The 21,738-nt window shown below is 64.1% G+C and carries 21 protein-coding genes; 7 read left to right on the top strand and 14 right to left on the bottom strand.

Going from position 1 to position 21,738, the window contains the following annotated elements:
• Positions 1 to 77: 77 nt before the first annotated feature.
• Positions 78 to 1,616, top strand: coding sequence for a sugar ABC transporter ATP-binding protein (locus AC1DYJ_RS27460; protein ID WP_477282865.1), 1,539 nt, complete (start codon positions 78 to 80; stop codon positions 1,614 to 1,616).
• A 41-nt stretch (positions 1,617 to 1,657) separates the two neighbouring features.
• The gene (locus tag AC1DYJ_RS27455; protein ID WP_477282863.1) at positions 1,658 to 2,647 is read left to right on the top strand and encodes an ABC transporter permease; all 990 of its coding nucleotides are present in this window, start codon (positions 1,658 to 1,660) and stop codon (positions 2,645 to 2,647) included.
• Between the two features lie 2 nt (positions 2,648 to 2,649).
• Here AC1DYJ_RS27455 and phnN read toward each other — a convergent pair whose 3' ends face one another.
• The 9 genes from phnN to AC1DYJ_RS27410 all read right to left on the bottom strand — a co-directional run bounded on the left by phnN (position 2,650) and on the right by AC1DYJ_RS27410 (position 12,247).
• Positions 2,650 to 3,279 (bottom strand): phosphonate metabolism protein/1,5-bisphosphokinase (PRPP-forming) PhnN, encoded by a 630-nt coding sequence (gene phnN / locus AC1DYJ_RS27450; protein ID WP_477283317.1) that lies wholly within the window; start codon positions 3,277 to 3,279, stop codon positions 2,650 to 2,652.
• Positions 3,276 to 4,415, bottom strand: coding sequence for an alpha-D-ribose 1-methylphosphonate 5-triphosphate diphosphatase (locus AC1DYJ_RS27445; protein ID WP_477282862.1), 1,140 nt, complete (start codon positions 4,413 to 4,415; stop codon positions 3,276 to 3,278). Before AC1DYJ_RS27445 ends, phnN begins: the two co-directional genes overlap by 4 nt.
• A 33-nt stretch (positions 4,416 to 4,448) precedes the next feature.
• On the bottom strand, positions 4,449 to 5,156 hold the full coding sequence (locus AC1DYJ_RS27440) for a DUF1045 domain-containing protein (protein WP_477282860.1): 708 nt from the start codon (positions 5,154 to 5,156) through the stop codon (positions 4,449 to 4,451).
• 151 nt (positions 5,157 to 5,307) lie between these two features.
• Complete coding sequence (gene iolB / locus AC1DYJ_RS27435; protein ID WP_477282858.1) at positions 5,308 to 6,120, bottom strand: 5-deoxy-glucuronate isomerase; 813 nt, start codon at positions 6,118 to 6,120, stop codon at positions 5,308 to 5,310.
• A 5-nt stretch (positions 6,121 to 6,125) separates the two neighbouring features.
• Positions 6,126 to 6,356 carry a DUF3329 domain-containing protein gene (locus AC1DYJ_RS27430; protein ID WP_477282856.1) on the bottom strand — a complete coding sequence of 77 codons (231 nt, stop codon included), beginning with the start codon at positions 6,354 to 6,356 and terminating at the stop codon, positions 6,126 to 6,128.
• 9 nt (positions 6,357 to 6,365) lie between these two features.
• Positions 6,366 to 7,283 (bottom strand): myo-inosose-2 dehydratase, encoded by a 918-nt coding sequence (gene iolE / locus AC1DYJ_RS27425; protein WP_477282854.1) that lies wholly within the window; start codon positions 7,281 to 7,283, stop codon positions 6,366 to 6,368.
• A 145-nt stretch (positions 7,284 to 7,428) separates the two neighbouring features.
• Entirely contained in the window at positions 7,429 to 9,279 is a 1,851-nt protein-coding gene (gene iolD, locus AC1DYJ_RS27420) for a 3D-(3,5/4)-trihydroxycyclohexane-1,2-dione acylhydrolase (decyclizing) (RefSeq protein ID WP_477282852.1), read from the bottom strand.
• 32 nt (positions 9,280 to 9,311) lie between these two features.
• The gene (locus tag AC1DYJ_RS27415) at positions 9,312 to 11,246 is read right to left on the bottom strand and encodes a bifunctional 5-dehydro-2-deoxygluconokinase/5-dehydro-2-deoxyphosphogluconate aldolase (protein ID WP_477282850.1); all 1,935 of its coding nucleotides are present in this window, start codon (positions 11,244 to 11,246) and stop codon (positions 9,312 to 9,314) included.
• 272 nt (positions 11,247 to 11,518) lie between these two features.
• Positions 11,519 to 12,247 (bottom strand): SDR family NAD(P)-dependent oxidoreductase, encoded by a 729-nt coding sequence (locus tag AC1DYJ_RS27410; protein WP_477282848.1) that lies wholly within the window; start codon positions 12,245 to 12,247, stop codon positions 11,519 to 11,521.
• Positions 12,248 to 12,386: 139 nt separating this feature from the next.
• Between AC1DYJ_RS27410 and AC1DYJ_RS27405 the strand changes: the two genes are divergently transcribed.
• Positions 12,387 to 13,277, top strand: coding sequence for an AraC family transcriptional regulator (locus tag AC1DYJ_RS27405; protein ID WP_477426314.1), 891 nt, complete (start codon positions 12,387 to 12,389; stop codon positions 13,275 to 13,277).
• Here AC1DYJ_RS27405 and AC1DYJ_RS27400 read toward each other — a convergent pair.
• Positions 13,274 to 14,119, bottom strand: coding sequence for a MurR/RpiR family transcriptional regulator (locus AC1DYJ_RS27400; RefSeq protein ID WP_477283315.1), 846 nt, complete (start codon positions 14,117 to 14,119; stop codon positions 13,274 to 13,276). The two genes, AC1DYJ_RS27405 and AC1DYJ_RS27400, sit on opposite strands and share 4 nt — an antisense overlap.
• A gap of 151 nt (positions 14,120 to 14,270) precedes the next feature.
• Here AC1DYJ_RS27400 and AC1DYJ_RS27395 point away from each other — a divergent pair, with 151 nt between their 5' ends.
• Positions 14,271 to 15,380, top strand: a complete 1,110-nt coding sequence (locus tag AC1DYJ_RS27395) for a Gfo/Idh/MocA family protein (RefSeq protein WP_477426317.1) — start codon at positions 14,271 to 14,273, stop codon at positions 15,378 to 15,380.
• A gap of 5 nt (positions 15,381 to 15,385) precedes the next feature.
• Here the strand turns inward: AC1DYJ_RS27395 and pdxR are convergent, their stop codons facing one another.
• Entirely contained in the window at positions 15,386 to 16,873 is a 1,488-nt protein-coding gene (gene pdxR / locus AC1DYJ_RS27390; RefSeq protein WP_477282845.1) for a MocR-like pyridoxine biosynthesis transcription factor PdxR, read from the bottom strand.
• A gap of 126 nt (positions 16,874 to 16,999) precedes the next feature.
• Between pdxR and AC1DYJ_RS27385 the strand changes: the two genes are divergently transcribed.
• Positions 17,000 to 18,181 carry an MFS transporter gene (locus AC1DYJ_RS27385; protein ID WP_477282843.1) on the top strand — a complete coding sequence of 394 codons (1,182 nt, stop codon included), beginning with the start codon at positions 17,000 to 17,002 and terminating at the stop codon, positions 18,179 to 18,181.
• A gap of 24 nt (positions 18,182 to 18,205) precedes the next feature.
• Here the strand turns inward: AC1DYJ_RS27385 and AC1DYJ_RS27380 are convergent, their stop codons facing one another.
• Positions 18,206 to 18,904 (bottom strand): helix-turn-helix transcriptional regulator, encoded by a 699-nt coding sequence (locus AC1DYJ_RS27380; protein ID WP_477282841.1) that lies wholly within the window; start codon positions 18,902 to 18,904, stop codon positions 18,206 to 18,208.
• A 127-nt stretch (positions 18,905 to 19,031) separates the two neighbouring features.
• Here AC1DYJ_RS27380 and AC1DYJ_RS27375 point away from each other — a divergent pair, with 127 nt between their 5' ends.
• Positions 19,032 to 19,667, top strand: a complete 636-nt coding sequence (locus tag AC1DYJ_RS27375) for a LysE family translocator (protein ID WP_477282839.1) — start codon at positions 19,032 to 19,034, stop codon at positions 19,665 to 19,667.
• Between the two features lie 177 nt (positions 19,668 to 19,844).
• Here AC1DYJ_RS27375 and AC1DYJ_RS27370 read toward each other — a convergent pair whose 3' ends face one another.
• Together AC1DYJ_RS27370 and AC1DYJ_RS27365 are read right to left on the bottom strand one after the other, a co-directional pair.
• Complete coding sequence (locus AC1DYJ_RS27370; protein WP_477282837.1) at positions 19,845 to 20,936, bottom strand: 3-deoxy-7-phosphoheptulonate synthase; 1,092 nt, start codon at positions 20,934 to 20,936, stop codon at positions 19,845 to 19,847.
• Positions 20,937 to 21,147: 211 nt separating this feature from the next.
• Complete coding sequence (locus tag AC1DYJ_RS27365; RefSeq protein ID WP_477282835.1) at positions 21,148 to 21,402, bottom strand: hypothetical protein; 255 nt, start codon at positions 21,400 to 21,402, stop codon at positions 21,148 to 21,150.
• Positions 21,403 to 21,521: 119 nt separating this feature from the next.
• Here AC1DYJ_RS27365 and AC1DYJ_RS27360 point away from each other — a divergent pair, with 119 nt between their 5' ends.
• Complete coding sequence (locus tag AC1DYJ_RS27360; protein ID WP_477282833.1) at positions 21,522 to 21,707, top strand: hypothetical protein; 186 nt, start codon at positions 21,522 to 21,524, stop codon at positions 21,705 to 21,707.
• Positions 21,708 to 21,738 lie beyond the last annotated feature (31 nt).

Here is a 21,738-nt window from a genome sequence, read left to right as displayed (position 1 = left end):
GTGTTGACGGGCGGGCGAAGGCCCGTCAGTCTGCTGAAAGCGTGGTCTAGGGCCACCACCGGCTGCTGTCAGGCTTGATGAACTATTCCGACACATCCATTGCAGCGACTACCCCGTTCCTCGGCCTCGAGAACGTGCGCAAGACCTATCCCGGCGTTGTCGCGCTGGATGGTTTTTCCATGGAGGTCCGGCCGGGCGAGGTCATCGGCCTGGTCGGCGAAAACGGCGCCGGCAAATCGACCTTGATGAAGATCCTCGGCGGCGTCACAAGGCCCGACAGCGGCACCATCAGCGTCGACGGCGTCGCGCATGATGGGCTGACCGTCGAAGGCAGCCTGGGTTCGGGCATCGCCTTCGTCCATCAGGAACTCAACCTGTTCGAAAATCTCGACGTCGCCGCCAACATCTTCTTTGGCCGCGAGCCTTTGCGCGGCGGACCGCTGAGACTGGTCGACCGGGCGAAGCTGCGCGAGATGGTGGCGCCGCTGCTGAAGCGCGTCGGCGCCAATTTCTCCGCCGATACGCCGGTCGCAAACCTGTCGCTGGCACAGCAGCAGATGGTCGAGATCGCCAAGGCGCTGTCGATCAAGGCGCGGCTGGTGATCCTCGACGAGCCGACATCGAGCCTGCCGATCGCCGAAACCGACAAGCTGCTCGATGTCATCAAGGCGCTCAAGGCCGACGGCATCAGCGTCATCTTCATTTCGCACCGCCTGCACGAGATCGAGCGCGTCGCCGACCGCGTCGTCGTGCTGCGTGACGGCATGCTGGCCGGCACCTTGCCGAAGAGCGCCATCAACCACGACCAGATGGTCAAGCTCATGATCGGCCGCATGCTGAAGGAGCGCGAGAAAGCCTCCGAAGCGGCGCGGGCGCCGGGCGCCACGGCGCTGTCGGCCAAAGCTGTTCGCACCCCCGCCTACCCTGCCCGGCCGGTCGATCTCGATGTCAGGCGCGGCGAGATCCTCGGCCTTGCCGGCCTTGTCGGTTCCGGCCGCACCGAACTGGCGCGGGTGTTCTTCGGCATCGACAGCGCGCTTGGCGGCACGATTGAGCTCGACGGCAAGCCGCTTGTGCTGGGCTCGGCGGCAGACGCCGTCGCACACGGTATTTTTCTCGTCCCAGAGGACCGCAAGCTGACCGGCATCCTGCTCGATCTGTCGATCGCGCAGAACATTTCGCTGCCCAACCTGCCGGCCCATGCGAAGCGCCAGTTGGTCTCGGCAAGTGCGGAGACCGTCACCGCCGAGAAGCAGAAGAAAAATCTCGGCATCAAGGCGCCATCGGTGCAGACGCGCACCGGCTCGCTGTCGGGCGGCAACCAGCAGAAAGTGGTGCTGGGCAAATGGCTGGCGATGAACCCGAAGGTGATGATCCTCGACGAGCCGACGCGCGGCATCGACATCGGCGCCAAGGCCGAGATTTACGGGCTGATGCGGGCGCTGGCCGATGCCGGCGTCGCCGTGCTGATGATCTCCAGCGACATGGAGGAGGTGATCGGCGTGTCCGACCGCATCGCCGTCATGCATGAAGGCAAGATCTCGGGCATTCTCGACAAGGAACAATTCAGCCAGGAAAACGTGCTGTTGCTGGCGGTCGGCAAGCCGGCAAATTAGCCGGATTCCGGCACGGGCCGGTCCGGCATGGGGAGACGACGATGAGCAAGAAAGATCTCGGCCTGCTGATCCTGATCCTGGTGGTCGGCGCCGTGGTGACCGCCATCAACCCGCGCTTCCTGCTGCCGATCAATCTCGCCAACACCTCCAACCTGATCGGCCTGTTCGGGATCCTGGCGATCGGCCAGGCCTTCGTCATCATCACCGGCGGCATCGAATTGTCTGTCGGATCGGTGGTGGCGCTGCTCGGCACGCTGTTCATCGACTTCATTGCCGTGCGCGATATGCCATGGCCGCTGGCCTTCGTGCTGATCCTCGTGCTCGGCGCCATCATCGGGCTGGCACATGGCTGGCTGATCACGCGGCTCAAGCTGCAGCCTTTCGTGGTGACGCTGTGCGGTCTTTTGATCTATCGCGGCGTGGCGCGCTTCTATACGGGCGACGGCACGGCCGGCTTCGCCTTCGGCCAGAATTTCCCCGAACTCGAATTCCTCACCGCCGGCCGCAGTTATGGCGTGCCGAACAGCTTCATCGCGCTGATCGTCATTTCCGTCGTCATGTGGGTGGTGCTGCACCGCTCGGTGTTCGGACGCTACCTCTATGCCATCGGCAAGAACGAAGAGGCGGCGAAATATTCAGGCATCCGCACCGGCCGCGTCGTCATGGCCGCCTATGTCATCTGCGGCGTGTTGACGGCGCTGTCGGCGATCTATTTCGCCATGTATACGCGCTCGATCTCACCAGCCAGCCATGGCCAGTTCTACGAACTCTACGCCATCGCCGCTGCCGTGCTGGGAGGCTTCTCGCTGCGCGGCGGCGAAGGCTCGCTGGTTGGCGTTATCCTCGGCACAGTGCTGCTGCAGGAGTTGCAGAACCTGGTCAACCTGCTCGGCATCCCCTCCTCGCTCAACTTCGCGGTGATGGGCGGCGTGATCCTGATCGGCGTGCTGGTCGACCAGCAATGGGGCGTGTTCCGGGCAAGACGACTGATGCTCGACGCCAGCCGGAAGGGCGCCGTGGCGGCGGAGTAGCGCTAGATCACCCCCGACATATCCGAGAAGGCCATCGCCTTGCGCAGCACGTCGGCGAAGCGCTCGCCGGCTTTCTCGCGCGGGCCGCCATTGTCGATCGAGGTGACGCCGGGGCCGGACAAAGCGACATTGGCGCTGCGGGCGAGGCGGGCGAGTACCTCGCCGCGCGACTCGCGGCCGCGCTGGGCGAGCCGCTCGGCGAGGATTTCCGGGGCGGCGGTGATCTCGACGACAGCCAGATTGGCGTAGCGCTCCCGCAGCACCGGGATGACGCCGCGCGACACGTTGGCGACCGCGACATGGCCGTTGGCGATCGACCAGTCGACATCGGCCGGGATGCCGTAACGCAGGCCGTGCGCCCCCCAGGAAATGGCGAAGGCGCCGTCGGCTTCGGCTTCGACAAAGGCCGCGTCGGCCAGCGTGTCGTGATCCTCGCTCGCCGCGTCGCTCGGCCTGGTGATGACCCGGCGCACGAACTCCAGCCGCGTCTCGTCGGCAAACAGCGCCTTGGCGTAGCCAATGACTGTATCCTTGCCGGCGCCGCTCGGACCGACGACGGCGACGAAGACGCCATTGCGGACCGGAAAGGCCTCGGCGGTGAGTTCGCGTTCGATCGACGCCGAAACCATCAGGCGACCCGGCGTCCCTGGCGCCAGACCGTGCGCACGACCGGCACATGGTCATCGACGCGCACGCGCACCAGATCGGCGCGGCGGCCTTGCTCGATGACGCCGCGATCGCTGAGGCCGATGGCCTCGGCCGGGTTCTTCGATACCATGGCGACCGCCTGCGGCAAGGAAATGCCTTCGACGACGTCGCCGAGGAAGAAGGCCGACTGGATCAGGCTGAACGGGATGTAGTCGGAGGACAGGATGTCGAGCAGCCCATCGCCGGCCAGTGTGCGGGCCGAGACATTGCCGGAGTGCGAGGAGCCGCGCATGACGTTGGGCGCGCCCATCAGCACACCCAGCCCAGCCTCTTTCGAAGCCTTGGCGGCTTCCAGCGTGGTCGGGAATTCGGCAACGCGCACGCCCTGTTCGATGGCTTCGTCGACATGGCCTGATGTGGCATCGTCATGGCTTGCCAGCACGATGCCGCGCTCGTTGCAGGCAGCCGAGATCGCCACCCGGTTCGGTCCCGAGTTCTTCGCCGATTCCGACATGCGCTTTTCGCAGAACAGCTTGAAGTCGCGGTCGGTCAGCTTCAGCTTGCGCTGGTAGTAATAGGCGTAGGTCTCGAGGTTGACGAACTGGCGCTGGCCCGGCGCGTGGTCCATCAGGGATGCCAGCTTGACCCGCTCGTCACCATCGAAATTGGCGAAGGCCTGCAGGCAATCCGGCGCGGAAACCTCGCATCGCAGATGAAGGAAGTGATCGGCCCGCAACCGGTCCTTCGCACCGCTGTCTTCGATGGCGTCGACCAGTTTGCGGATATCGTCGGAGGTCAGGTCGGCATCCTCGTCCATGCCGACGCGCAAGGCGTCGAGCACGGTGGTGATACCAGCGGTCGCCACCTGCGCGTCATGGGCGAGCACGGCGGCGATCGGGTTCCAGCGCACTTTCGGGCGCGGCGCATAGTGGCCTTCGAGATGGTCTGTATGCAGCTCGACCAGACCGGGGATGATGTAGTCGCCGCCCATATCCTCGCCACTCCGCCCGCTGCCGGCGTCGATGCCGGCGACCAGACCGTCGCGAAGCAGCAGCGAGCCCTCAACGATCTCGTCGGCAAGCACGATGCGGGCATTGGTCAAAACGGTCTCGGCGGTCATTTCAGGCAGTCCTTAGGTTTTCAGGCGAAGTGGTCAGGCGGTTTTTTTGGCCGCGCGGCGGCCGAGCGCATGATGGGAGAGCACCATGAATGGGGCTCCCGGTTCGGTTTCGACAAACAGTGTCAGCGCATCCACCAGTACCGGCTTTAGCAGCACCTCGGCGAACAGGCTGTCGATTGCTGCACGCAGACGTTGGCTTTCCTGTGGCCCGGCCCGTCCGGAAAGCGTCATGTGGAAGCGAAACGTCTCGAACACATAGGGATAGCCCCACTGGCAGAGATTACGGAACTCGGCGGGTTTGAGCGAATCCGGGCTGCGCCGCTCGATCTCGGCCTCGGTGAGCGGCGCGCGGAAACGGTCGAAACCAAGCACGACATCGTCGGCGAAACGGTTGAGCGGCGGCAGCGGGCCTTCCGGCACCAGGGCGAAGAAACCGTCGATCTGGCTGACGATGAGGCGCGGGACGGTGACGGTCGGCGTCGCTTCGGCAAACACGTCCAGGGCAGCACGTAGCGAGGCTTCCGTCTCGTTCGGGGCCAGCCGGAAAGGCGCCTTCAGCGTCGCATGAAAACCGTAGCGGCGCGCCGAAGCGGTGTGGAAGGCAACTTCCGCGGCCGACAGCTCGCCCACCGCCTCGACCGGCCGTGTGGCGGCGCCAAAGGGGTCACGTCCCAGCCAATTGGCGGCGATCCGCGCCAGCGTCTCGTCCTGCCTTGGGGTGAAGTAGATGGCATACCGCATCGAAAATCCTCGTCAGCACGCTGCCATAGGTGATTTCCATGACGGATTGACGAAGCTTATGCGGGTTTTCGATGGCGAATCGAGCCCACAGGTCCTTAGCCGACGATTTTTCCAAGCTGGACCAATAGGTTCAGCCGAAAATGAAGGCTGTTCAGGCCTTCATCAGCCATTCGTGCTCGGGCGCGTTGTGGAATTTCCACGTCCGCTTCGGCCCGGCCATGACGTTGAGATAATAGAGGTCGTAGCCGTGGCAGGCGGCGCAAGGGTGGTAGCCCTTGGGCACCAGCACGACATCGCCGTCCTCGATCGCCATCGCCTCGTCCAGTTCACGCGCGCCATTCTTGTCGGCATCGGTGTAAACGCGCTGGAAGGCAAAGCCCTGCGGCGGGTTGAGGCGATGATAGTAGGTTTCCTCGAGATAGGATTCGGCCGGCAGATTGTCCTGGTCGTGCTTGTGGGGCGGATAGCTCGACGTATGGCCGCCGGGCGTGATGACCTCGACCACCAGCAGCGAGTCGGCCGGCTTTCCCTCCGGCAATATGTTGGTGACGTAGCGCGTGTTGGTACCCTTGCCGCGCACTTCCTGGCCGAGATCGTCGGGCGCAATGACGCGGACGGCCAAGCCGCCGCCCAGGCCCGGCGCAGAGCAAACCGCGAGTTCCAGATCGGTGTCCGCGGTGACCGACCAGTCCGACCCCTCAGGGATATAGACCGACCATGGCTTGCCTTCGAAGGGCGACATGCGTTCGCCGAGCAGGCCGAGTTCCCGGCCGCCGGCTGTTGCGGCGCCCTTGCCGGTGACGAACACCAGGCAGATTTCGCGATCACCGGTCTTTCCCGAGGCGTTTTCGCCCGGCTTCAGCCGGTGCAGGTCGAAGCCGACATAGGTCCAGCCGGCGCTTTTGGGCGTGACATGAGCGACGCGGCCATGGCCCTTGTCGGCTTTGACGAGCAGTTTCGACATTGCGGTCATTCCTTCGGTTCAGCACCTGTCTTCGGCTCGACCGGAGGCTTCGCTTCCTCGGCCGGCTTGTAGAGATAGAAAAACTGCCAGACGGCGTAGGCGGCGAAGCCCAGCGCGATGACGCCCCAGAACGGTGTGCCGGAGGCAAATTCTATTCCCGCCCAGATCACGCAGACGGCAACGACCGCAACGCGCCGCCACAACGGCCGGAAGAACGGGTGCTCGTAATCCTTCATCGGATCGGCTCACGCATTGGGAAAGCCCTGCGTTTCCACCGTGTAGCCGGCGGCCGTCATCACCCGCATCAGCTCCTTGTGGCCGACCTGCGCCATCTTCAGCGGCGGGTTCTTCTTCGGGTCCTGCTCGGCCTCGACGACGAACCAGCCTTCATAGCCATGATCGGCGAAGCGCTGCACGATGGCGCCGAAATCCAGCGAACCGTCGCCCGGCACGGTGAAGGCGCCAAGCGCCACGGCGTCGAGGAAGGATTGTTTCGTGCGGTCGAGCCCGTCGATCACGGCCATGCGCACATCCTTCACATGGACATGGCTGATGCGCTTGTGGTGGTTGTCGATGGCGCGCAGCACGTCGCCGCCGGCAAAGGCGAGATGCCCGGCGTCGAGCAACAGCGGAATGCCGTCGCCGGAATGGCGCATGAAGGCATCGAGCTCCGGCTCGGTCTCGACCACGGCCGCCATGTGGTGGTGATAGGACAGCGGCATGCCCTGTTCGGCGCACCATTCGCCGAATTCGGTCAGACGACGGCCATAGGCCTTCATCTCGTCGCCGAACAATTTCGGCTTGGTGGCGAGCGGCTTGGAGCGGTCGCCCTGGATCGAACGGCCGACCTCGCCATAGACGATGCAAGGCGCGTTGACCGCCTTGAACAGGTCGATCATCGGCTGGATGCGGTCCTTGTTCTTGCCCATGTCCTCATCGACCAGCGTGCCGGAGAACCAGCCGCCGCATAGCGTGACGTCAGCCTTTTTCAGGATCGGCAGCATCACAGCGGGATCGTTGGGGAAACGCCGGCCCATTTCCATGCCGGTGAAGCCGGCCGAGCGCGACTGCGCCAAGCATTCCTCCAGCGAGACGTCGTCGCTGAGTTCGGCAAGATCGTCGTTCCACCATGCAATGGGGGACATGCCCAGTTTGGCTTTCAAGTCGTCACTCCGGTTTCTTGTTAACCCTCCCCCCTGTGGGGAGAGTCGCTGCGAAGCAGCGGGGCGCGGGTGCGGCACCGACCCCCACCCGGACCTTCGGTCCGACCTCCCCACAAGGGGGAGGTAGGGGCCGAGTGCATGTACATCAATCGCCGATGGTCTGCATCTGCCGCTTTTCGTCATATGCCTTGCGCGCCGCGTTGACCTGGCTGCGCGCCGAGACTTCCGGCACCGCGACATCCCACCAATGGCCGCCGGCATCGGTGGAGACGAGCGGGTCGGTGTCGATGACCAGAACGGTGGTGCGGTCGTTCTTTTTCGACTTTTGCAGCGCGTTTTCCAGGCCGGCAATCGACGGCACTTTTTCTGATATCGCGCCCATGCTGGCGGCATGCGCGGCGAAGTCGATGTCGGGCAGGACCTCGTGGCGCGAGTCCTTCAGGAGATTGTTGAAGTTGGCTCCGCCGGTGGCCATCTGCAGCCGGTTGATGCAGCCATAGCCCCTGTTGTCGAGCAGCACGATGGTGAGCTTCAGGCCAAGCATCACCGACGTGGCGATCTCGGAATTCAGCATCAAATAGGAGCCGTCGCCGATCATGACGACGACCTCTTCGTCGGGCTTGGCCATCTTGGCGCCGAGGCCGCCGGCAATCTCGTAGCCCATGGTCGAAAAGCCGTATTCGGCATGGTAGGAGCCGGGTGCGCCGGCCTGCCAGAGCTTGTGCAATTCGCCGGGCAGACCGCCGGCGGCATGCAACAAGGTCACGCCCGAGCCAAGCGCGCGCTGCACGGCGCCGATCACTTGCGCATCCGAGGGGAAAGCGGCGTTGGTCGAGGCCGTCACCTTGCCGGCGTCGGCCTGCCAGGCCTGCTTGCCGGTGGCGGAATTGTCGGTCCAGGAGGACGGCGCCTTCCAGCCCTTGAGCGCCGCGCCGAGTTCGGCGAGCCCTTCGGCCGCATCGGCGACCAGCGGCAGCGCGCGATGCTTGCCGGCGTCGAAAGGCTGCACGTTGAGGCCGATGATGGTCTTGCCGGAGTTCTTGAACAGCGCCCATGAGCCGGTGGTGAAATCCTGCAGGCGCGTGCCGATGGCGAGCAAGACATCGGCTTCTTCCGCCAGCCGGTTGGCGGCCGATGTGCCGGTGACGCCGACCGCAGCCATGTTGAGCGGATGGGTGTCGGGCAGCGAGGACTTGCCGCCTTGCGTTTCGCAGACCGGGATGCCGGCACCTTCGGCGAATGTCGTCAGTTCATCCGACGCCTGCGAATAGAGCACGCCGCCGCCTGCAATGATCAGCGGCTTCTTCGCGCCCTTGAGCGCTGCCACCGCCGCCGCCAGTTCGCCACGGTCCGGACGCGGCCGGCGCTGATGCCAGACCCGCTCGGCGAAAAAGCTCTCGGGATAGTCATAGGCCTCGGCCTGCACGTCCTGGCACAGCGACAGCGTCACCGGACCGCAATCGGCCGGATCGGTCAGCACCTGCATGGTGCGCGCCAGCGCCGGAATGATCTGCTCGGGCCGGGTGATGCGGTCGAAATAGCGCGACACCGGACGAAAGCAGTCATTGACCGTTGCCGTGCCGTCGGAAAAATCCTCGGCCTGCTGCAGCACCGGGTCGGGGATGCGGTTGGCAAAGACATCGCCCGGCAAAAACAGGACGGGCAACCGGTTTACATGCGCGAGTGCTGCCGCCGTCACCATGTTGAGCGCGCCGGGGCCGATCGACGAGGTCGCGGCCATGAAACGGCGGCGGAAATTGGCCTTGCCATAAGCGATCGCCGCATGCGCCATCGCCTGTTCGTTGTGGGCGCGGAAGGTCGGCAGTTCGTCGCGCACCTGGTACAGCGCCTCGCCGATGCCGGCGACGTTGCCGTGGCCGAAAATCGCCCAGACGCCACCGAAGATCGGCACTTTTTTGCCGTGGATCTCGGTCATCTGCTTGCTCAGAAAGCGGGTCAGTGCCTGCGCCATCGTCAGGCGAATGGTCTTGCTCATGGTGTTTTCCTCCGCAGTCCTGTGCCGCGCCTTTATGCTGCTTTACGGCCACGCGCGGCAAGCCACGCTTCGGTCAACTGTTCGAAGCGCGCGGCCATGTCGGCGACGGCCTCGTCATCCGACATCTTGCCGGCCAGCCATTGTTCGGCCGCATGGACGAAGATGGTGCGGCCGACGGCAAAACCCTTGACGATGGGCGCCTTGGCGGTGGCGGCGAAGGCAGCCTCCAGCTCGTCCTGCGGCGCTTCCAGGCCGAGCAGCACGACGCCGCGGCACCACGGATCGTGCTTCAGGATGACGGCTTCGATCTTGGCCCAGGCACCGGCCGACGCCTGCGGCTCGAGCTTCCACCAATCCGGCTTTATGCCGAGTGCATAGAGCTCTTCCAGGGCGCGCGGGATCGTCGTGTCGTCGAGCGTGCCGTGCTTTCCGGCGATGATCTCGACAAGAAGTTCGCGGCCGACTTTTCGCGCGGCTTCGAACAGCGCGCGCAATTTCTGCTGCTGCTCTTCCTTGAGCGCCGCCGGATCGTCGGGATGATAAAAACACAGGCATTTGATGCAGTGGTCGACCGGCCATTCCACCAGCTGCGAGCCGATGTCCTGCGAGAATTCGAAGCGCAGCGGCCGCGAGCCCGGCAGTTCGACGGGACGGCCGAGCCAGGCAAAGCGATGGCGGGCGAATTCGAACATCGCGTCGCGGCCATGCTTCTCATCGATCAGCATGCCATAGCCGTCACGGCCAGCGGCGACCTTGGCCGCAGCCTTGACCGCCAGCACCTTGAAATCGCGGATCCGGGCCGGATCGGCGCCGGTCTTGGCCGCGACGTCCTCCAGCTGGACGCGGTGGTCGCAAGCGAGCGCCATCATCGAGGGGATGTCACGCCGACGGGTTGTCGCCCAATGGATGTGGTTGATCGCCTCGTCCTTGCGCAGGGCCAGATGCTTGCTGCCGTTCTTGAGGAAGAACTGCAGCTCGTCGAAGGTCGGATATTCCGGCGCGCAGAGCAGCCGCGACACGGCAAAGGCGCCGCAGGCATTGGCCCAGGTCGCCGACGTCGCATGGTTTTCGCCACCCAGCCAGCCGCGCAGGAAGCCGGACATGAAGGCATCACCGGCGCCGAGAACATTGTAGATCTCGATCGGAAAACCCTTGCCGACGATACCGTCTTCAAGATCGTCGCTGATCGGCCCGTCATAGACAATGCAGCCCATGGCGCCGCGCTTCAGAACGATGGTGGCGGCCGACAGCGAACGGATGGTCTTCAGCGCGCTCAGGCAATCATCGGCGCCCGAAGCGATCATGATCTCTTCCTCTGTACCGACGATGAGATCGCAATCGGGCAGCACCGTCTTCAGCTGAGACGAGACGCGGTCGGATTTCACGTAGCGTTCAAAGCCTTCGGCATGGCCGGCAAGGCCCCAGAGATTCGGGCGATAGTCGATGTCGAACACCACCTTGCCGCCCTTGGCCTTGATGATGCGGATCGCCTTGCGCTGGGCGGCGTCGCTGTTGGGGCGGGAAAAGTGCGTGCCGGTGACGACGATGGAACGGGACGAGGCGATGAAGGCCTCGTCGATGTCTTCCGGCGCCAGCGCCATGTCGGCACAGTCCGAGCGGTAAAAGATCATCGGCGAAACGCCTTCGCTCTCGACCGAAAGCAGCACCAAAGCCGTCAACCGTTCCTTGTCGGTCTTCAGCCCGTCGACATTGACGCCTTCGCGCCTGAGCTGTTCGCGGATGAAGCGGCCCATCTGCTCGTCGCCAACGCGGGTGAGCAGTGCGGAACGCAGGCCGAGCCTCGCCGTACCCACTGAGATGTTGGCCGGGCAGCCGCCGACCGACTTGGCGAAAGAGCCGATATCCTCCAGCCGCGAGCCGATCTGCTGGCCATAAAGGTCGACGGAAGCGCGACCGATGGTGATGACATCGAGCGGAGCGTATTTCGCGTCCACGGCTTCGCTCATTGGAACCTCCCGTCAGTCATGTTGTCGTTAGAGCGGCTAGCCGTTTCACGGCGAACCACTCTAACTCTTGTTTCACGCAATTCCGGACGCGAAACCGCTCACACTTTCGCTGGAATTGCTTTGCAACCTAGTTGGGGGACACGCGCGAGCGGCAGCGTGACGCCGCCAATATGAAATAATAATTCCAATCCATAGTCAATATGGAATGAGCGTTCCTTCTCGGAAAAGTGCTATGGACGATCGCCGCTGGACGACTTTCGCGCCGGCTCCGTTCACCAGGGGAGCGGACCATCGTCGTTGAAATAGCCGGCGTTCGGACCATCGGCATCCAGGGTCGCTAAGTGTATCACGATCTCGGCCGCCTGCTGCACGGTGCGGTGGCCTTTGAAGCCGTTCAAGTCAGTGGCGGTATAGCCGGGGGCCGCAGCGTTGATTTTTATACCACTCGGCCCGAACTCCCGGGCAAAGGCCACGGTGATGGCGTTCAGCGCCGTCTTGGAGCTGCCGTAGCCCAGCAGGTTGACCGCCTGGTTCGGGGTGCCGGAATCGAGCGAGCGGCCGATTGATCCCGTCGAACTGCTGACCATGACGATGCGCGCGGCCGGCGCGGCCAGCAGCAGCGGCAGAAAGGCCTGGGTGACGCGGATCGGCCCGAAGACATTGACCTCATAGGTTGCCCTGATATCGGCCAGATGCTGCTCGCTCGGCGGCAGCTCATAATTGATGGCGATGCCGGCGTTGTTCACCAGCACATCGAGACCGGGGCTTTCGGCGCCGACGGTTTTGGCCGCGGCCGCCACGCTGTCGTCCTGCGTGACATCTAGCGCAAGCCATTGAACGTCCAGGCCTTCGGCGCGCAATTCTCGTTCTGCCGTCATGCCACGCTCGGCGTCCCTGGCGCCGAGCCACACCTTGAAGCCCATCGTCGCCAGCCGTCTGGCGATTTCGCGGCCGATGCCCTTGTTGGCGCCGGTCACCACGGCGTTTTTCGTCGTCGTCATTTTGATATCTCCATTTCTCCATATCGGGGACACAGAGATGGCGCTTCGCCGGCAATGCCGCGCGCCGGAACCTCTCTTCCTCTTGCCTGATCCTCTCATCCGGCTTGCCCGGTCGGTTCGGATGCGCGATGCTGGCGCCATGAGCGAGGCCTTGCGGGAACTGATCGACATTGCCGGCCGTCACGCAGACGGACGGCGGGTGAGAACGGCAATCCCGCATGTTTCGATCGGCCGCAGCGAGACCACCACGGCACCGGTGGCGGGTGTGTGGGGGTCCGGGATCCTGTTCGTGCTGCAGGGCGCGAAGACGGTGCTGATCGGCGACAGGGCTCTGCGCTACGATCCCGCCAGCTATTTCATCTACACGGTGGAAACGCCCACGATCAGCCAGATCGTCGAAGCGAGCGCCGGGCGTCCGTACCTCGCCATCGGCTTCGCCCTTGATCTGCAGGCTGTCGCCGCCCTGCTTGTCGAGCACGAGCCGGCGCTTGGCGGCGACCGTTTCTCCACCTCGCCCGTCAATGACGATTTGCTCGACGCATTGCGTCGCATCATGCGGCTGCTCGACCGGCCGGCCGAGATACCCGTGCTTTCGGCCGCGCTTGAACGCGAGTTGCTGTTTCGGCTGCTGCAGGGACCGCAGGGGGAAAAGCTTCGCCAGCTGGCGCGCACCGATGGCCATCTGTCCCGCATCGGCCAGGCGATCGCCTGGATCCGGACGCATTGTCATCAACCGATCCGGGTCAGCGACCTCGCCCAAATCGCCCACATGAGCGAAGCTGCCTTTTACCGTCACTTCAAGGCGGCGACGGCGATGAGCCCGATCCAGTATCAGAAACAGATAAGGCTGCTGGAGGCCCGCCATCTGCTGCTTGCCCAGCCAGGCAATGTTGCCAGCGTCGCTTTTGCCGTCGGCTATGAGAGCGCTTCCCAGTTCAGCCGGGAATATGCCCGCCAGTTCGGGTCACCGCCGGCGCGCGACGCGGCGCGGCTTTCGGCTGCAGGCGAGGCCGCCGTCGAAGTGATCTAGGCTTTGCGCTTCTTGCCCGTGCTGCGCCGCTTCTCGCCGACGCCGACGGTCAGCGCCATGGCCAGCGCCATGGTTGCCGACAGCGAGCGGAAGCCGGCGAAATCGGCCTCAGCGACCTCGAACCAGACGCTGGCGAACTGCGCCAGCGGCGAAAACGAAGAGTCGGTGATGGCGACGATCGGCACGCCCTGTTCGGAAATGGTGCGGGCTTCCTCGATCGTGGCCGGTGCGTAGGGCGAGAAGCTGATGGCGATGACGGCGTCCGCCGGGGTGGCGAAGGCGACCATTTCGGCGTTGAGACCGGCGGCCGATTCGATCAGCTGGTTGCGGATCTTCAATTTGCCCAGGGCATAGGCGATGTAGGTCGCCACCGGATAGGAGCGGCGCTTGGCGAGCACATAGATGGTCTCGGCCTTGGCCAGCAGCGAGATCGCGTCTTCGAGATGCGCCTCGTCCAGTGCGCGCGAAATGTCGTTGAGCGAGGTGCTGGCGGCGGCGACGAAGCCGTCGAAAATGGCGCGGTGGCCCGCACCCGCATCGGCCTTGGCGCGCAGCGCCTGCAAGCGTTCGTCATAAGAGGAGTTGCGCTCGCGCAGCCGCTCGCGAAACACCTGCTGCAGGCTGGTGAAGCCGTCAAAGCCAAGCTGCTGGGCAAAGCGGATCAAGGTGGACGGCTGCACGCCGGCCGAAGCAGCGATGCTGGCGGCGGTGCCGAAGGCGATATCGTCGGGATTGTCGAGCGCGTAGGCGGCGATCTGGGCGATGCGCTTGGGCAAGGTTTCGCGGCGATTGAGGATCGTGGCGCGCAGCGTCTCGAAGTCGCGAGGTACCCGTTCGTCCATCGTCGGCCCGTCCAAGCTCATCGGTGAAACGTCCTCTCTGCCCCATCATAGCGAGCCTGCGCAAGAACGCTATAAAAAATGAGGCAGACATTCCATTTCCGAACAAAATGGACTAATTCATCCACCGAGGATCTATCCAGTGGAGAAGAAGATGGTCGGCGTCGGGCTTATCGGCACGGGTTTCATGGGCAAGTGCCACGCCATTGCGTGGAGTGCCGTCGGCGCCGTCTTTCCCGATGTCGCCAAGCCAAGGCTCGTCCATCTCGGCGAGGTCAATGAGGAGCTTGCCAAACGCAAGGCTGGCGAGTTCGGCTTTGCCAAAGCCTCCGGCGACTGGCGCGCCGTGGTCAACGATCCCGAGGTCGACATCGTCTCCTTGACCACGCCGAACCAGTTCCACCCGGAAATGGCCATCGCCATTCTCGAAGCCGGCAAGCATCTGTGGTGCGAAAAGCCGATGGCGCCGAGCTTTGTCGAGGCCGAGGCGATGGCAGCCGCGGCGAAGAAGTCCGGCAAGGTCGCCGCACTCGGCTACAACTACATACAGAGCCCGGCGATCCGCCACATCGGCGCGCTGCTCGACGAAAAAATCATCGGCGAGGTCAACCATCTGCGCATCGAGATGGATGAGGATTTCATGGCCGACCCCGAAGCGCTGTTCTTCTGGAAGCATGAGGCGGCCTCCGGCTATGGCGCGCTCGACGATTTCGCCGTGCACCCGCTGTCGCTGGTCTCAGCGCTGTTCGGCCGCGTGGCAAAAGTCATCTGCGATATGGCCAAGCCCTATGCCGACCGCAAGGTTTCGAGCGGCGGCCGCCGCGCCGTCGAGACCTACGATATCGCCAGTGTGCTGATGCATCTGGAAAACGGCATTGCCGGCACGCTGCTGGTCAACCGTTCCGCCTGGGGCCGCAAGGGCCGCATCGCCATCCAGATTTTCGGCTCCAAGGGATCGATCCTGTTCGACCAAGAGCGGATGAACGAAATCCAGCTCTACGTCACCGCCGACCGCCCGACCGAGCAGGGCTACCGTACCATTCTCGTGGCACCGCACCACAAGCCCTACGACGCCTTTCTGCCGGCACCCGGCCACGGCCTCGGCTTCAACGATCTCAAGATCATCGAATGCCACGAATTGCTGACCAGGCTTGCCGGCAAGCCGGCGCGGGTGATCGAGTTTGCCGAAGGGCTGGAGATCGAGCGCACCGTGCACGCCATGGCGCGCTCGTTCGACGAAAAGCGCTGGGTGGAGGTGCGATAGGCCGACTATCCCTGCCCGGCCTGCTGAACGACCCGGGCCAATCGCCTGACAGCGGATGCTGCGTCCTCGCGGTTAAGGGCGGAGAAGCCTAGAAGAAGGCCGTGGCTGACCTCAGGCGCGATATGCATCGGGGTGATTGGCAGCACGGTGACGCCGGCTCGGCGCGCCGCCTGCGCGATTGAGACATCGTCGAGGCCCGGGGGCAATCGGGCAAGCAGATGGACGCCCTGCATAGGCACCTCGATCGCGATCTCCGGCTGGTCAAAGAACTGTTCGCGCAGCAGCTCGACCAGCATGTCGCGCGAGCCGCGATAGTTTTCCCGCAGCCGCCTGAGGTGGCTGGAAAAATGCCCCTCGCTGAGGAAGTCGGCGACCACCAGCTGGTGAAAGGGTGCGGGGAAGCGGTCGAGCAGCACGCGCATGGCGCGGATGGCCGGTACCAGCTCCGCGGGGACCACGAGGTAGCCCAGCCGCAGGCCGGGCAGCAGCGCCTTGCTGAAGGTGCCGAGATAGATGACCCTGTCATGCTCGTCGACACCTTGCAGCGCCGCCAGCGGGCGATCGTCGTAGCGAAACTCGCTGTCGTAATCGTCCTCGAGTATCCACGCACCCTTCGCCGCTGCCCAATCGATCAGCGCCAGGCGCCGCGCCATCGAAAGCACCGTGCCCGTGGGGTATTGATGGGAGGGTGTCACATAGACGGCGCGAACGTTTTCCGCGCGCTCGGCCAGCAGGTCGACGTTGATGCCGTTCGGGTCAACGGGGATGGGGATCAGTCTGGCACCGCCTGCGGTGAAGGCCAGCCGTGCCGGCGGATAGCCCGGCTCTTCCATCGCAACATTGTCTCCCCTGTCGATCAGGGTACGGATGGCTAGATCGATCGCCTGCTGCGAACCGGAGGTGATGAAGACGCGCTCCGGATCGCAGCGCACGCCGCGGGCCGCTGCGAGATAGGTCACCACTTCGCGGCGCAGCCGCTCTTCACCTTGCGGATCACGGTAATGGTCGCTGAGCGCGTCGAGATGCCGATGGCCCAGGCGCTTGAGAATGGCGCGCGTCCTGTCGTCGGGCGCGGCGCGGCCGGTGGCGAAAGCGACCGGGAGCTGCGGAACGAGCAGCGCGTTGCCGAGGACCGAGCGCGCCGCTGAGGAGATGTCACTTCTTGGAGTTGGACGCGCGGTCCGGCGTGCGCGCTCCGGTCGCCCCGGCACGTCGGCCGAGACAAAGGTGCCGGAGCCGTGCTGGCCGACGACGTAGCTCTCGCTCAGCAGCGTGTCATAGGCTTCGACCACGACACCACGCGAGACGCCCCACAGCCCGGCCGCCGCCCGCGTCGAGGGCAGGCGTGCGCCAGCCGGCATCCGGCCAGAGATAATGGCGTCGCGCAGCGCAAAATAGAGCTGCCGGCCAATCGAGGCCTGCGACGTCCGGTCGACGGCGATGTCGACCAGATGCGTGGCGCCTTCGTGCCGGCGCGATGCCTTCTCTGTCATGCGCCTCCCTCCAAGTGGTCCCCGGAGGCGGCTCCAAGAGGACCTGTAAATCGATCGAAAATTGAGAGATCACTGTACCACATTGCCTGAGACAGGCAGAACGTATTTTCGGAAAGGTGCAGCTCCATGCGCACAGCGCACGCCTATTTGCTCTTCGTCGCCACCCTGTTCACATCGATGGGCTATGGCGCCACATTCCTTCTCACCGAGCATTTTCGCGCGCTTGGCGGCAGTGAGATCGAAACCGGCACGACGCTTGGCGGCGCCATGCTCGGCACGCTGGTCGGCGTTCCCCTGGTCGGCTGGTTTGCCTGGCGCCTCGGCGCCGGTCGCATGGCCGCCCTTGGCGCGGTGCTGGTTGCCTGCGGCTATCTCGGTCTGGCATCGCTGTCGGCGCTGACGCCACTGATCGGCGTCGCCGGCTTCTTCATCGGCCTTGGCTGGGGCATTTTCTACCTGGCCGCGCCGATGGCGCTGTCCATGCGCGTGGCCGATCAGGAGCGTGGCTTCTGGTTTACCCGCTTCGGCGCCTTCCAGATGGGCGGTATAGGGCTGAGCCCGATCGTGGCGAGCGCGTTGATCAACCAGGTCGGGCTCACCACCGCGCAGGCTTTCTTCATCGTCACGGCTATCTGTGTGCTGGCGGCTCTGATGTTGGCTATCTTCGAAGCCAACGCGGTACGGCCGGCTGCGGCGGCGATCAAAGCAGCGGGCAACGCCTGGGTACGGACCCTGCCCGCATTGCTGCACACGCGGGCGATGTATCCGATCCTGATGGTCGGGCTTGGCGCCTGTGTGTTCAGCGGCATGCTGACCTTCCAGACGTCGCTGGTTCGCGGCACGGGGCTGCAGGCCAGCACCTTCTTTGCCGTCTATGCAATCACCGTGGTCGCGTCGCGGTTCTTGCTGGCGCCAATCATTGGCCGTGCCAAGGGCGATCATGTCGCCATCATCCTGCTGGCGATCATGATCGCCGGCGTCGTTGTCGCCTTCGGCCTCGCCTATGGAGTGCTGGTCCAGATCGTCAGCGCGATCCTGCTCGGTGTCGGCTACGGCCTGGTCTACTCGGTCATCCAGACGCAGGTGGTGAACGATGCTCCAGCCGAACACCGCAACGCCGCACTGACATGGTTCGTCGTTGCCTATTTCCTGGGCGTCTTCGGTTTCCCGGTGCTCGGTGGTTGGCTGATCGTCCATGTCGGAACCCAAGGGTTCCTGGTCGCAGTCCTGTTGTTCGCAGTGGCCGAAATCGGACTGGCACTGCTGCGCGGACAGCGTCTTGCCGCGGCAAGCGTCCAGGCGACATGACCGTGGTCTACGGCCAGGGCCGGCTCAACCGGCGACAGCGGCGTTCGCCTCCCAGCCGTCGACCCAGAGCTTGCGCAGGCGATCGCCTTCGCCCTTGAAGCGCAGGCCGGTCGCCCGGCAATCCTCGATGCGGTCGCTGCGGAAATTGCGGATCGCCTCGCGCAACTCGCACCAGGCGACGATGTTGGCGGTCTCGGCGTAGTAGATCAGCGCGATCGGGCGGATCAGCCGCTCGGAAGCGCGGCCCATTTCGTCGCGGTAGGAGAGGTCGAGCTTCTCCTCGTCGCGGATGGCGCGCCGCACCAGCGCCAGATCGATCGTTCCGATCGAGGGTGCGGCGAAACCCCAGACATGCAGCGCGTTGGCGTCGAACGCCTGGCGCAAGGGCGGCGGCACCGCGCCGGCGATCTTGGTGCTGACCCGCTTGGCCGCTTGCTTGAGCTCGCTGTCGCCCGTGCGCTCGAGCAACGCCAGCGACAACACGATCGCCTCCATCTCCTCGATCGAAAACATCAGCGGCGGCAGATCGAAGCCGGGACGCAATATATAGCCGATACCGCGCCCGCCCTCGATCGGCACGCGCATGGCCTGCAGTGCGGCGATGTCGCGATAGATCGAGCGCACCGTCACTTCCAATTGCCCGGCGATCATGGCGGCGGTCACCGGCTGTCGTGCCAGCCGCAGGATCTGGATGATCTCGAACAGGCGCGACGCCTTGCGCATTTCCTCTCCCAATCAAAACGCTACTGACACATCCCCGTCAGTTGGGATGAGCTATTGGACTGCCTATCGGCTTGAAAATCAACAAGTTCCCCAACGGCATCCCAGCAGGAAGCGACAGGCAACTGACATGAGTTACGCAGAAAATCTCTGGCTGTTCTTTATCCTGCTGTTCGGCATCATCATCGTGCCCGGCATGGACATGCTGTTCGTGCTTGCCAATGCGCTGACCGGTGGGCGTGACAGGGGCCTGGCCGCCACCGGCGGCATTATGGTCGGCGGCGTGGTGCATACGCTGAACGGCGCTATCGGCGTCGGCCTGCTGATGCATTTCGTGCCGATCCTGTTCAAGCCGCTGCTGCTGGCCGGCGCCGCCTACATGGCCTTCATCGGCATCACGCTGATGCGCAGCTCCATCACTGTCGGCCATGACGGACCCGCCGGCAGCCGCTCGGCATGGAAGGCATTTCGCCAGGGTTTCGTGACCTGCCTGATCAACCCCAAGGCCTACCTGTTCGTGATTGCAGTCTACCCGCAATTCCTGAAGCCGGATTACGGCGCGATCTGGATGCAGGCGACGATCATGGGGTTGCTGACGGTGCTGACCCAGGCTGCGATCTATGGCGGGCTGGCGATCACGGCCGGCCGCAGCCGGAACCTGCTGGTCGCCAATCCGCGGGCGACCGCTTTTGCAGGGCGGGCAGCCGGGCTGCTGCTGTTTGCGGTTTCGGTGTTTACGGCATGGGAGGGGCTGAGGGCGGGGTAGATGGATTCTTGCGAAGAGGACCCCTACCCTAGCCCTCCCCACAAGGGGGAGGGAACGCTGCCGCACGCCTCCGAACCTAGGTGGTTCGCCTGTGGGTCAGCGCCTACGCTAATCCCCCTCCCCCTTGTGGGGAGGGGTTAGGGGTGGGGGTGCGTGCCGGGCAAACGTCGACAAGAGTCAAGCCGCTCCCTGCCTGTTCTCCATCATGGCGCGGCGAGCCGAGCGGCGCCATTCGACGGCGCCGGCAAGGCCGTGCAGCACGGTCTCGGTGGTTGCCCAGTCGATGCAGCCATCGGTGACGCTCTGGCCGTAGGTAAGCGGCTTGCCGGCCACCACATCCTGCCGGCCGGCGACGAGATTGCTCTCGATCATCACGCCAATGATGCGCTCGTCGCCCGCCGCGACCTGGCCGGCGACGTCGGCGGCTACCTTGGGCTGGTTCTCCGGCTTCTTACCCGAATTGGCGTGGCTGACATCGATCATCAGCCGGGGCGCTACGCCGATGCGGGCGAGTTCGACCGAGGCGGCCTCGACGCTCGCCGCATCGTAGTTCGGCTGAACGCCGCCGCGCAGGATGACATGGCAGTCTTCATTGCCGGTGGTTGCGGCAATGGCGCTGCGGCCGCCCTTGGTCACTGCCATGAAATGATGCGGCTGGGCAGCCGATTTCACCGCCTCGGCGGCGATCCTGAGATTGCCGTCGGTGCCGTTCTTGAAGCCGACCGGGCAGGACAGGCCGGAAGCCAGCTCGCGGTGGATCTGGCTCTCGGTGGTGCGCGCGCCGATGGCGCCCCAGGCGACGAGGTCGGCAATGTATTGCGGGATGGTCATGTCGAGGAACTCGGTGGCTGCCGGCAGGCCGAGATTGTTGACGGCCGACAAGACGTTGCGCGCCATGCGCAAGCCTTTCTCGATGTTGAAACTGCCGTCCAGGTCAGGATCGTTGATCAGGCCCTTCCAGCCGACCGTGGTGCGCGGCTTCTCAAAATAGACGCGCATGACGATCTCGAGCCGGTCGGACAAGGTCTCGCGCAGCGCCGCCAGACGGCTGGCATAATCAACGGCCGCGACCGGATCGTGGATGGAACAAGGGCCAACGATGACAAGCAGTCGATCGTCGGCCCCCGTAAGGATGGAATGGATGGCGTTGCGTGCCGTGGCGACGGTGCGCGTCGCCGTCAGCGTGCGCGGTATCTCGCGCATCACCTCGTCGGGTGTGCTCAATGCCCTGATTTCGGTGACCCGAAGGTCGTCTGTGGTGGTCAACACGGCTTTCTGCTCCTGGTTTTTTAGGAGACCTGCCGGCTGAAACAAAAAAGCCGCCAGGTCTGGCGGCTGTTCGGACTTGTTGCTGCAATCTTCAGATCGAGCGCAATCCTCCCGCCGCCAGCGAGCTCATAAAGTACCAATACGAGGCGGTCAGGTTGATCATGAGGCTCATATAGTCGATGCCGGTGTGTTTGTCACGTCTCCGATGCGGCTACGCATTGTTCCAGTCCGCGATGTGCTCCTGGCCCTGCGGAAACCAGATGCCGCGCCGAAACCAGGTGGCTCCGCTCATATTGGGCACCACATGGTTCTGGTCGAGGTCGTTCATGTCCTTGATGACCACGATGCCGGTGATTTTCTCCGTGGAGCCGAAGGCGAGTTCGAAGAGTTGCAAGGCGTCGGCTTCCGACCGGGCGGTGATGCCGACGCCTAGATGACCGTCTATCGTGATCCAGTATGGGTGCATCGGATTCTCTTTGGCCGCAGTCTGGATGTGACGATCCGCTCGTCGTCACCTGAGCCCAATCCCTTTATGTTGAAACCAAGACGATCAGCCGAAGGCGGCGCGAAGCGAAAGCACCCGTCATGACAGACCCATACCTTCTTATCGCAATCATAGCGTTCGTATTGGCGATGGCCGGGGTTGTCTATGGCTTGAAGTCTCGAAATCTGAGCCTCGGCTGGCGCTTTGTCCTGTTCGGTGCTGTTTTCGTTTTGATCGCCCCCGGCTTCTTTCTTGTCTTCGCTGCGTTCGTCGCATCAGGGGGCTGATGTGGTTGAAGCGGAGGAGGTGCCTGATGAC

It is taken from the genome of Mesorhizobium sp. P2_B11 (genome assembly GCF_056404855.1).
The sequence above is the reverse complement of the archived record's forward strand: the minus strand, read 5'-3'. Positions and strand labels throughout refer to the sequence as shown.

Excerpts from the sequence above, each read along its gene's own strand:
- AC1DYJ_RS27365 (WP_477282835.1), bottom strand. The coding sequence starts at position 21,402 with ATGCACCCATACTGGATCACGATAGACGGTCATCTAGGCGTCGGCATC.
- AC1DYJ_RS27360 (WP_477282833.1), top strand. The coding sequence starts at position 21,522 with ATGACAGACCCATACCTTCTTATCGCAATCATAGCGTTCGTATTGGCG.
- AC1DYJ_RS27415 (WP_477282850.1), bottom strand. The coding sequence starts at position 11,246 with ATGAGCGAAGCCGTGGACGCGAAATACGCTCCGCTCGATGTCATCACC.
- AC1DYJ_RS27430 (WP_477282856.1), bottom strand. The coding sequence starts at position 6,356 with ATGAAGGATTACGAGCACCCGTTCTTCCGGCCGTTGTGGCGGCGCGTT.
- AC1DYJ_RS27400 (WP_477283315.1), bottom strand. The coding sequence starts at position 14,119 with ATGGACGAACGGGTACCTCGCGACTTCGAGACGCTGCGCGCCACGATC.
- iolD (WP_477282852.1), bottom strand. The coding sequence starts at position 9,279 with ATGAGCAAGACCATTCGCCTGACGATGGCGCAGGCACTGACCCGCTTT.
- AC1DYJ_RS27395 (WP_477426317.1), top strand. The coding sequence starts at position 14,271 with ATGGTCGGCGTCGGGCTTATCGGCACGGGTTTCATGGGCAAGTGCCAC.
- AC1DYJ_RS27440 (WP_477282860.1), bottom strand. The coding sequence starts at position 5,156 with ATGCGGTATGCCATCTACTTCACCCCAAGGCAGGACGAGACGCTGGCG.
- AC1DYJ_RS27410 (WP_477282848.1), bottom strand. The coding sequence starts at position 12,247 with ATGACGACGACGAAAAACGCCGTGGTGACCGGCGCCAACAAGGGCATC.
- pdxR (WP_477282845.1), bottom strand. The coding sequence starts at position 16,873 with ATGACAGAGAAGGCATCGCGCCGGCACGAAGGCGCCACGCATCTGGTC.
- AC1DYJ_RS27405 (WP_477426314.1), top strand. The coding sequence starts at position 12,387 with ATGAGCGAGGCCTTGCGGGAACTGATCGACATTGCCGGCCGTCACGCA.
- AC1DYJ_RS27460 (WP_477282865.1), top strand. The coding sequence starts at position 78 with ATGAACTATTCCGACACATCCATTGCAGCGACTACCCCGTTCCTCGGC.
- AC1DYJ_RS27380 (WP_477282841.1), bottom strand. The coding sequence starts at position 18,904 with ATGCGCAAGGCGTCGCGCCTGTTCGAGATCATCCAGATCCTGCGGCTG.
- iolB (WP_477282858.1), bottom strand. The coding sequence starts at position 6,120 with ATGTCGAAACTGCTCGTCAAAGCCGACAAGGGCCATGGCCGCGTCGCT.
- AC1DYJ_RS27455 (WP_477282863.1), top strand. The coding sequence starts at position 1,658 with ATGAGCAAGAAAGATCTCGGCCTGCTGATCCTGATCCTGGTGGTCGGC.
- AC1DYJ_RS27375 (WP_477282839.1), top strand. The coding sequence starts at position 19,032 with ATGAGTTACGCAGAAAATCTCTGGCTGTTCTTTATCCTGCTGTTCGGC.
- AC1DYJ_RS27445 (WP_477282862.1), bottom strand. The coding sequence starts at position 4,415 with ATGACCGCCGAGACCGTTTTGACCAATGCCCGCATCGTGCTTGCCGAC.
- AC1DYJ_RS27385 (WP_477282843.1), top strand. The coding sequence starts at position 17,000 with ATGCGCACAGCGCACGCCTATTTGCTCTTCGTCGCCACCCTGTTCACA.